Here is a 9,241-nt window from a genome sequence, read left to right as displayed (position 1 = left end):
CCTCTCCCCCCTCCTCCCCGGAACCCGTTACGGATCACCCGCCCGGAGCTGGTACTGTTCTTCCTGTCGCCGCGAGCGAGACCGCGAACGGAAGACACGCCCCCGTAGCTCAGGGGATAGAGCAACGGCCTCCGGAGCCGTGTGCGCAGGTTCGAATCCTGCCGGGGGCACTTCACTTGAAGTGCCGGAAGACCCCGCCAGCAGCAGATCGCTGCGGCGGGGTCTTCGCGTATGTGCAGACATATGCAGCGCCGAGCGGCCCTAGTAGTGCTGCGTTAGGTCTGCCGATCTTTCCTGTTCAGCGGCATGGCGTCTGGTATGAGCCTCGGGGAAGTGGAACAACTCCGCGATGAGGTTGCGGAGTTCATCGCGGATGTGTTCGCTTTGCAGCGAGATCAGCGCCAGTGGGGTGGGTGTTATCTGCGGGACCCATGCTGGACGGCCGGCGGACGTCGGTCCAGCCAATGGCGGAGCGGTTGCCGGACGGGAATATGCGGGCCCTGCAGCAGTTCGTGACCCAGTCGCCGTGGGATCCGCTGCCGGTGCGCCGCAGAATCGCCCAACGTCTTACGCAGGTCATCGGGCCTGAGGTGTGGGTGGCCGACGACGTGTCGTTCCCCTAGTGCGGGCGGGCGTCGGCGGGTGTGGCCCGGCAGTACTGCGGAGCAGGCAGGCAAGTGGGCGAACTGCCAGGTCGCGGTCAGCGTGCACGCGACGTCCTACCCGTTGGAATGGGAGTTACTGACCTTCAAAGCGCGGTGTCGTAGGGGCCGACGCCTCGTGATCCCTGCGGTAAGCCGTCCGCATGAGGTATGCGCAAGGGGGCGGACTGACCGACGACGGCGGGCATTCCGCGAGAAGTTGAGGATGGAGGCGGCCGAGCGGTTCAGGCAGGGCGACGAGAACACGGTCATCGCTCACCACCTGCGGGTCAGCGTCCGGTCGGTTCAGCGGTGGCGCAGGCCTGGTCGCAGGCCGGGCCGAGAGCCCTGGCCTCGAAGGGCCCGGCATCGCTGCCGCTGCTGAGCGACGAACTGTTCGCCGTGCTGGAGCGTGAGCCGGCCAAGGGGCCGGTGGCACATGGGTGGCCGGACCAGACCTGGACCCTGTCGCGGATCAAGACGCTGATCGGGCGCCGCTTCCACAAGAGTTACACCGTGCAAGGGGTGGCCGCCCTGCTCAAGCGGCACGGATGGAGTTGTCAGGTCCCCGCTCGGCGGGCACTGGAGCGGGACGAGAACGCCGTGGCCGGCTGGGTGAAGGAGACCTGGCCGAGCGTGGAAGGACCGTGGCGGCGCTCGACGCCTGGCTCGTCTTCGAGGACGAGGCCGGATTCTCGATGACGCCGCCGGCCACCCGCACATGGTCCCGCCGCGGCCACACCCCGGTGATCCGCGTGCGGGGCCGCTCCCGCCGCCGCTTATCGGTAGCCGCCCTGGCCTGCTACAAGGCCGGCGAACCCTCGCGGCTGATCTACCGGCCCTGCCCGGACGCCCGGCCCGACGGGCGCAGAAGCTTCTCCTGGAAGGACTACCGCGACCTGATCCAGACCGCCCATCAGCAGCTCGGCGGCCCGATCGTGCTGGTCTGGGACAACCTCGACACCCACCTCACCGCCGGCATGCGCCGCTACATCGCCGACCGCGACTGGCTCACCGTCTTCCAGCTGCCGCCCTACGCACCCGACCTCAATCCGGTCGAAGGCATCTGGTCCGTCCTGCGGCGCACCACCACAGCCAACCGTGCCTTCGCCGACCCCGACGACCTGATCACTGCCGTCCGGCGCGGCCTACGCCAGCTCCAGTACCGCCCCGGCGTCCTCGACAGCTGCCTCACCGGCACCGGACTCCGACGCCAGCCACCATGACGACATCACGCATTCAAGGTCAGTAGTCCTGCTGCGGAGTGGGCGCACGACCTCGGCAGGCGGCGGTCAGCGGGAGTCCCCGACAGCGTCGGACACCCGTCTGGCCCTGGGATTGCTGCACCGGTTTGCCCTCTGGCTCCCTGAAATGCCCGTGACCGTGGCTGATGCCGCATACGGCCGCAGTGTCTCGTTCCGCCTGGCGCTGGAAGAACGGGGCTGATCGTGTGTGATGGACCTCACCCCGCAAGGAGATCGGCCGACGGGCCGTCGGCGCAGCCGCTGTAGTCGTCCTTCGGCGGTCTCAGGCCGCCCACCCTGCCCCGCTACCGGGAGGCCGCCCGGCCGTCGCCCCGACTGATCGGCCTCGGCACCAGGTTCGGGGAGGTCACCTGCCGCCGGGGCGGCAAAGGCGTGATGACCTCCCGGTTCGCCGTGCTCGAGGTCAGGCCGTCGGGCAAGGAAACCCGCCGCGCCGCTCGGGAACAGGTCGGGGGGCGCAGCCAGTGGGACGGGGTTCTGCCGCTGCGGACCCTGCTGGCCGAACAACCCCAGGGTGCCGCTGAGAGGTGGGCGAAGATGCGCCAGCGCATCGAGCACGACTACCGCGAGCTCAAGTACGACCTGGGCCTAGAACACTTCGAAGGCCGCACCGGGCGCGGCCAGCACCATCACGTCACCCTCGCACCGCCGCTCGGGCCTTCCTCACCCTGTGCGACTGCACCTAAAAACCGTCACGCTGGCCTGAGCCTCTACCAGGTCCTGGCGCTCTACAGACCTGCTGCGGTGCTGGACCGGCACCTGCACGGCCTGCGTCCGCCCCCCCTGTCCAGCACCCGCATCCGCCCCAGAAGCAGACGCCGACAGGCCTAACGAAGCACTACTAGCGAATGGCCCCTGATCACTCGCGCCAAGCCCAAAGCCGCTCCACCGGCCTCGCGCTCACAAGTCCCAGTCGGCGGATCCCATCCGTCCGTCATCAGCCGGCACGCGCTACTCATCCAACAGTGGGGCACCGCAACGCCGCTTTGCTAAAGGTTGTCTCGTGACGTTCAGGCTCGGCCGAGGGCGAGGTTGTGCATGTGGGCGACGCCGCTGGTGGTCCAGTAGACGCCGTCGCCCTTGAGGCGGCAGTCGCGGAGGATCGTCCAGTTCTTCACCCGGACGAAGGCGGGCTCAAACCGGGCCCGGACCTGGCAGTGGGAGGCGTTGTGCTGCCCTTTCCAGTCCGGGAGTCGATCCTGTCCGGCTTGCCGCCTGTGAGACATGAGGATATCGGTGCCCTGGTAGCCGCCGTCGGCGATGACGGTCGCGCTGCCGCAGGCGTCCTTGATGCGGGACTCGGCAAAGGCGATGCAGTCGTTGCGGTTGCCGGGCAGGGGCCGGCCGACGCCCAGCACGAGCCGGGTCTCGGCCGTGATGAGGACCTGGAGGTTCGCCGAGAAGCGGTAGTTCTTGGACGAGGCGGACAACGTCCGGTCCCGGGTCGGCACCAAGGTGCCGCCCACGATGAGGACCTGGTGGCGTCCGGGCTTGCGTTTGCCCGGTGTCAGGGCCAGCAGCGGTCCGTGCCAGCTGATGGTCCGGTCGACGGCCACCGGCGAGATCCCGAACAGCGGGGCGAGCGGGCGCACCGTGAGGTTGGTGCGGCAGTACATCGCCACCAGCAGCACCCGGTCCTCCAACGTCAGCGCCCAGGGGCGGCCCGGCCGGTCCGGGGCCAGGGCCCTGCCGCCCTCCCGGTGGACAGCCCGCACCAGACGATGGAACCGACGTGGCCGGAGCCCGGTGAACACCTCTATGAGCTCGCGGCGTTGAGCCGTCACGATCTGCACGACCAGCTCAACGCTGCACCCGCTCTGGAGTTACAGACAGGCTTTAGGACGCACCTTGGCCCTGACAGACCGGGGGTGCAGCTCTCTGACAGGTGCCCCCGCCCTTCTGCATGACCAGCGAAGAAATCTGATGGAAGTGGCACCCAGCTAAACCGCAGTCGCTAAGATGGCGAGCCACGAGCTGGGAACTCAAGAGGAGGAATACATGGCGAAGCACATGGTAAATCTCGATGCTCTAATCCCACGCGAAGACTTTGAGGCGGCAAGCCCTGAAGCACTCACCCAACCATCGGGACTAATGGCAAACCTCGGTGTAGCCGAGCTAGGGCCGGAGAGCTTCATGTACAACGTTCTCCGTAAACCTGATTTTCAGAGGGAGACGGCGAACTGGACTCCAGACAAGGTTGCTGCGCTCGTACGTAGCTTCCTAGAAGGAGACCTAATTCCCGCCATTATTCTCTGGCGCTCCCCTAAAAGTGGAAACATCTTCGCAATTGATGGAGCCCATAGACTCAGCGCATTGATTGCTTGGGTTCACGACGACTACGGCGACAAGCATCGCTCACTGCGGTTTTTCGACGGCGTGATCCCCCCTGAACAACAAAAAGCCGCCGAAGCAACAAGAAAATTGATCCAGGACAGCGTAGGGTCTTTCAGCGAACTAAAGGCGGCGCTACAAAATCCCGACACAACCTCTAGCGAAAAACTGCGCCTAGCTAGGAACCTCAGCGCTTTCGCTCTCCAGCTACAGTGGGTCAACGGAGAGGCCGAGAAGGCGGAAAGCTCCTTCTTTCGCATCAACCAACAAGCTACACCTATCGATCCCACCGAACTCGACATGATCAAGGCGCGCCACAAGCCTAACGCGCTTGCGGCACGCGCGTTCATTCGGGCGGGGACCGGGCACAAGTACTGGTCTTCTTTCGATGATTCGATTCAGGTCGAAATCGAGTCCCTAGCGAAGGATGTCTACGACCTGATCTTCAGACCAACCCTTGACATGTCCATCAAGTCTACCGACCTGCCGGTTGCCGGGCGAGGGTACTCAGCAGACAGTCTGAAGATGGTGTTCGAACTCGTAAATTTCGTGAACAGGCTACGCCCGGAAATGTGGCAGCCCGAGACGGGCGGGCGAAAGCGAAATACCGCGAATCAGAGCACCATAAGTACCCTCGCCGACGACCCAGACGGCACCGCTACACTCGAATTTATGCGAGCCACGAAGAAGGCTGCGTCGAAGATAGCTGGAAATTCTCCAGCATCCCTCGGGCTTCATCCGGCCGTCTACTTTTACAGCGCTACTGGACGATTCCAGCCAGCCGCTTTCTTGGCCGCAGTGGCCTTCACACAGGAACTCGTAGAAAAGCGGCGCCTCGTTAAGTACACCGACCTCCGAGCCAAGTTCGAGGACTTCCTGGTCGAATACAAGCACTTCCTAAATCAGATCGTTCAATCCTATGGAAGCCTTCAGAGGTCGGTTCCGCCGATACTCGAAATGTACAAGGTTCTTCTAGATTCGTTGGCCGAAGGACTTGGAGATGAGGCCATCATCGAGCGAATGCGCGCGAACTCCAACCCGCGCCTACCGGTCAAGGTAATCACGGAGGACGATAGAAAGCACGGGCGTAATTTCTCGAGCGACACTAAGAATGCCATTGTTCTCAAGGCGACACTAGACTCGTCTCCAGTCTGTCAGATCTGCAACGCTCGGTTGCATCTCAGATCAATGACAATCGACCACAAGATCCGAAAAGAGGACGGTGGTAACGGAGCTCCTGAAAATGGACAGCTGACGCACCCGTACTGCAACTCCGGCTACAAAGAGAGCGGTAACTTTTCAGGAACCACTATCTAGCTTCTTCGAGGATTGAAGACTGGCCGTACCATTGGCGCGAGGGGCTCCGGACGGCGTCCGCGGCCTCTCGCGCTGGAGCCAACACCGTGACCCGCCGGCCCGCTTCTCCCGTGACATCTAGTCTGGGGAGCCGCCATAACGGCTCACAGATCCTGTCGAGCCTCGTCTACAGCCATTACTACGGCTTCCGCAGCCGCGCCGAGGTCATCATGCTCCCATATACGAAGAACCGTCCAGCCAGCGGCGGCGAGAAGGGCATTCGTCTCCGCATCGCGTTCCATATTGCCTTTAATCTTGGCTGACCATACCTCAGCATTCTTTTTGGCCGGGCGGCTGTGCAGGGGGCACCCATGCCAAAAGCAACCGTCGACGAAGACCGCTACGCGCTCCTTAGGAAACACTACATCTGCACGCCGCCGGATCTCAGGGATAGGGCGGATGTCCACTCGGTATCGCAATCCAGACGCGTAAAGAAGCGAACGCAGCGCCAGCTCTGGACCAGTATCACGGGCACGATTCGCTTGCATATTGGCGCGCACCGCTATAGAAGAAGCCTTGGAATCCACCGGGAGAGGTTTCTCCGTCACAAAACCCTGCTCCCAGGCGTATCGCCACGCTTCAGCCAGGTTGGCTCCACGCCAATCGTGTGCGACCTCGCAGACGTACCGCTCCCGCGTCTCCCCGTCCTCGGACCAGCGAAGATATGCGCGAATTCTCCGCGTTCGACGGTAGAGACGCAAACTAATCGAGGCGCGAGCGTAACGATTATTTCCTAGTGCCACCCAGCGGCGGTTTCTCCCGCCAGCAGCCTTATCTTGCTCGATACTAGGCGCTGCGGCTCCAGTCCGCCGCTTGTACGCACGCTCGGGCGGAACCCCCTCTTTCCAGTGCCTACCTACCCCATCCATCAGACAGTCACTGCCCCGTATCGTCGAGGGTCTTTGCTACCGCCCGCGCAAAGTGCTCGCCGAGCAATACTGGCACGGCGTTTCCGAGCTGACGCATTTTCTCACCCCTCGGACCGCTACCCTCCCAGTCGTCAGGAAACGTCATGACTCGGGCTGTCTCCCGGACAGTCATGTAGCGATGCTGATAGACAGCACTGTCTCCGGGCGCGGAGCCGGGTGCCAACTCATCAAGGAGGACCACGGATTCACCACCAGGAACCCCGTGTACCCCTGCCTTGACGGTCTTTGCTGGCCGGTCTAGTTCATTAGGCGTGTGCCCCTTGTAGATCCGCGCATCAGGCCATCCAACATGATCGGAGATGCCAAGATGGTCAGCTTGGTTGGTCTTCTTGTCCAGCATCTTGAGGTCGATATTTGGAAGCGCTGGCAGCCTCTCGCCAGTACCGTATCCCTGGATTGCATCTCGGAGGGTTCGCCAAGGGGGAAGGTCCTCTTCTCCCAACTTGGGCTGGACACCCTTCGGAATGCGCGCCCGAACTCGCTCCCGTACGTGCGGCTCGACGTAACTATGGCGCGTCCAGTACTCGCTGTTGTCATCGAGCAGCGACAAGTAGAGAGCCTCTTCAGAGTACTTACGCGCAGAATAGAGGTCGTGAAACTCCTCGATGTCGACAGGAAGGTCGGCCCGAAAAGCAACCATCACAACCCGGTTGCGCACTTGGGGTACGCCGAAATCGGCTGCGTTTACAGGGAACACCTTGACCCGATAGTGTTCCTCATTATTATCTTCGTCAGGAAGGTCGACAGTGTCGCCCAAAATTCCAGCCAGCTTGCGGTTGTGATCCTGCCACGAGTCTTCGGACTTTCGAGACTCAAAAGGCAAGGCAAGTTCGCGCTGAATATAGGTGAAGTAGTCCCGGAAGGAAGGTCTCAGAAGACCTCGAACGTTCTCGCAAATAACAGCCTTCGGGCGCATCTCACGAATTGCCTTGAACATGGCCGGGAACATGTTTCGCTTGTCCTCATCCCCCTTCGCCACGCCGCCAGCGCTGAAAGGCTGGCATGGAGGCCCGCCGGCCAACACGTCCACCTGCCCCTCGAAGGCGCTCAAGTCCAGACGACTGACGTCCAGCGGGAAGAGGGGCGCAGGCTCACCCTCGGCCGGCGGTACAGGACTGCACGACTCCGTACACTTGACCCCGTTGACACCGAGCGTCCTACTCGCGTTAGCCTCAAGGGTCTCGCACGCCCGCGCGTTGAACTCGTTCAGCAGGAGAGGGCGGAAGCCAGCACGGTGCACCGCCATGGCGAGGCCGCCCCCGCCGGCGAACAGTTCAACGCTGGTGCGCGGCCTCTTCGTGTCTCCTGGCAGGTCAACCATGACCAAACCATACCGCGGACTTAGCGATCTTGAGGAGCGTCGGCTCGAACATGCCCACGATGCACCGTGCCACGTTCTAGAGTTCCCCTGATCACCAAGCCAGGAGGGGAGACCGGTGATGCCGGACACAGCGGGGCGGGACAGCGCGAATCATGGTGACTTCAGACTCAGCATCACACAGGCGCTCGGTGATCAACTTGCCGACGCCCTGGACGATCTGACTCCTGCACCATTGACAGAGTCCAACTTGAGCAAACTGGAAGATCGCCCCGGCGTCTACCAGCTGTACCGAAATGGCGAGTTCGTCTACGTAGGAAAGGCGGATAAATCGCTACCGACTCGGATTCAGAAGCACCTGAGGAAGGTATCAGGCCGCCAGGGTATCTCCCTTTCCGAGATGACTTTCACTTGCCTCTACGTCGCCGAAGACTTCTCGGCGCTCGCGCCCGAAAAGCTACTGATCAAGAATTATAAGGAACGAGGGGAAATCCCTTGGAACAACAACGGCTTCGGCAATAACGACCCGGGTAAGCGCAGGGATGAGACAGTCGTCAAAGAAAACCATTTCGATGCCCTTTTTCCCATCGACCTGGGCCGGGTGATCCCCAGAATCAAGCCGGGGATGACTACGATCGCCAAGCTGTTGGCCCACGTAAGCAAGGAGGCGCCCTACACCTTCCGCTACGAGAAGAAGAAGATGGGCTCCGCTTACAAGGGAAAGATACAGATTCCAGAAACAGATCTAACGGTTGATCAACTATTCGGCCTCATCGCAAGAAGCCTGTCAGAAGCGTGGCAAATCGCCGTACTCCCAGGTCGAGCTATCTTGTATCCCGATAATGGGCGCACATATCCAAGCGCATGGCGGTACTATCGTGGAGGGCAAGTGCTCGACGTCGAACCCGAAATTGGCGAGGCAGGCGAAATCCCTGACGAGCCTGACGTGGCAGACGATGCGGACTAAAGCAAGTCAAGCGCAATGCCCTACGGGATGATTGAGCGGGCGGCGCTCATGGTGCCCAACCATACTCAAACGAGGGGCTGCGGCCTGGGCTCGACCTGGCGCAGGCCCCCAGAGCAGTCATAAGCATCCGACCAGCAAGGATCCACACACGGCATACGCCCTCCGAGCTGTGTGCGCAGGTTCGAATCCTGCCCGGGGCACTCGCCGAGAATCAGCAAAGATCAAACCCTTACCAGGGTAGATGCGACAGAAGAGGGCGGGAATCAGTCTCACTGACTCCCGCCCTCTTCCGTATTTTTTTTACTGACCCCACGTGAGAAGGCGACGCTTACGGTGTTGCGTCGCCTCGTACGCCATCATCTCCGGCCTGCAGGCCGGCCGAAGATACCGGCGTATCAGTGCAACAGTTCGCCCCTCCCCGCCACCCCCACCAG

Annotated in this window: 5 protein-coding genes, 1 tRNA gene and 3 pseudogenes; 6 read left to right on the top strand and 3 right to left on the bottom strand. The window is 62.1% G+C overall.

What is annotated here, in order from left to right; genetic code table 11:
- The first annotated feature begins 98 nt into the window (after nucleotides 1-98).
- The 4 genes and pseudogenes from ACSNOK_RS26385 to ACSNOK_RS26370 all read left to right on the top strand — a co-directional run.
- A tRNA-Arg gene (locus ACSNOK_RS26385) sits at nucleotides 99-170 on the top strand.
- Nucleotides 171-318: 148 nt separating this feature from the next.
- Nucleotides 319-741, top strand: a pseudogene (locus tag ACSNOK_RS26380) (transposase); the annotation flags it as partial.
- Nucleotides 742-805: 64 nt separating this feature from the next.
- Nucleotides 806-1,867 (top strand): annotated as a pseudogene (locus ACSNOK_RS26375) (IS630 family transposase).
- A 375-nt stretch (nucleotides 1,868-2,242) separates the two neighbouring features.
- Nucleotides 2,243-2,574 (top strand): annotated as a pseudogene (locus ACSNOK_RS26370) (IS701 family transposase); the annotation flags it as partial.
- A 342-nt stretch (nucleotides 2,575-2,916) separates the two neighbouring features.
- Here ACSNOK_RS26370 and ACSNOK_RS26365 read toward each other — a convergent pair.
- On the bottom strand, nucleotides 2,917-3,699 hold the full coding sequence (locus tag ACSNOK_RS26365; protein WP_436783270.1) for a transposase: 783 nt from the start codon (nucleotides 3,697-3,699) through the stop codon (nucleotides 2,917-2,919).
- A gap of 205 nt (nucleotides 3,700-3,904) precedes the next feature.
- Between ACSNOK_RS26365 and ACSNOK_RS26360 the strand changes: the two genes are divergently transcribed.
- Nucleotides 3,905-5,554, top strand: a complete 1,650-nt coding sequence (locus ACSNOK_RS26360) for a GmrSD restriction endonuclease domain-containing protein (protein WP_436783269.1) — start codon at nucleotides 3,905-3,907, stop codon at nucleotides 5,552-5,554.
- Nucleotides 5,555-5,697: 143 nt separating this feature from the next.
- Here the strand turns inward: ACSNOK_RS26360 and ACSNOK_RS26355 are convergent, their stop codons facing one another.
- Entirely contained in the window at nucleotides 5,698-6,081 is a 384-nt protein-coding gene (locus tag ACSNOK_RS26355) for a very short patch repair endonuclease (RefSeq protein WP_436783271.1), read from the bottom strand.
- Nucleotides 6,082-6,469: 388 nt separating this feature from the next.
- On the bottom strand, nucleotides 6,470-7,843 hold the full coding sequence (locus ACSNOK_RS26350) for a DNA cytosine methyltransferase (RefSeq protein ID WP_436783268.1): 1,374 nt from the start codon (nucleotides 7,841-7,843) through the stop codon (nucleotides 6,470-6,472).
- A 118-nt stretch (nucleotides 7,844-7,961) separates the two neighbouring features.
- Between ACSNOK_RS26350 and ACSNOK_RS26345 the strand changes: the two genes are divergently transcribed.
- Nucleotides 7,962-8,807: an Eco29kI family restriction endonuclease gene (locus ACSNOK_RS26345; protein WP_436783267.1), complete on the top strand. Its 846-nt coding sequence runs from the start codon at nucleotides 7,962-7,964 to the stop codon at nucleotides 8,805-8,807.
- The last annotated feature ends 434 nt before the right edge of the window (nucleotides 8,808-9,241 follow it).

It is taken from the genome of Streptomyces sp. URMC 126, from assembly GCF_051386555.1.
Taxonomy (GTDB): Bacteria; Actinomycetota; Actinomycetes; order Streptomycetales; family Streptomycetaceae; genus Streptomyces.
Note: the sequence above shows the minus strand (reverse complement) of the source record. Positions and strands in the feature narration are given on the sequence as shown.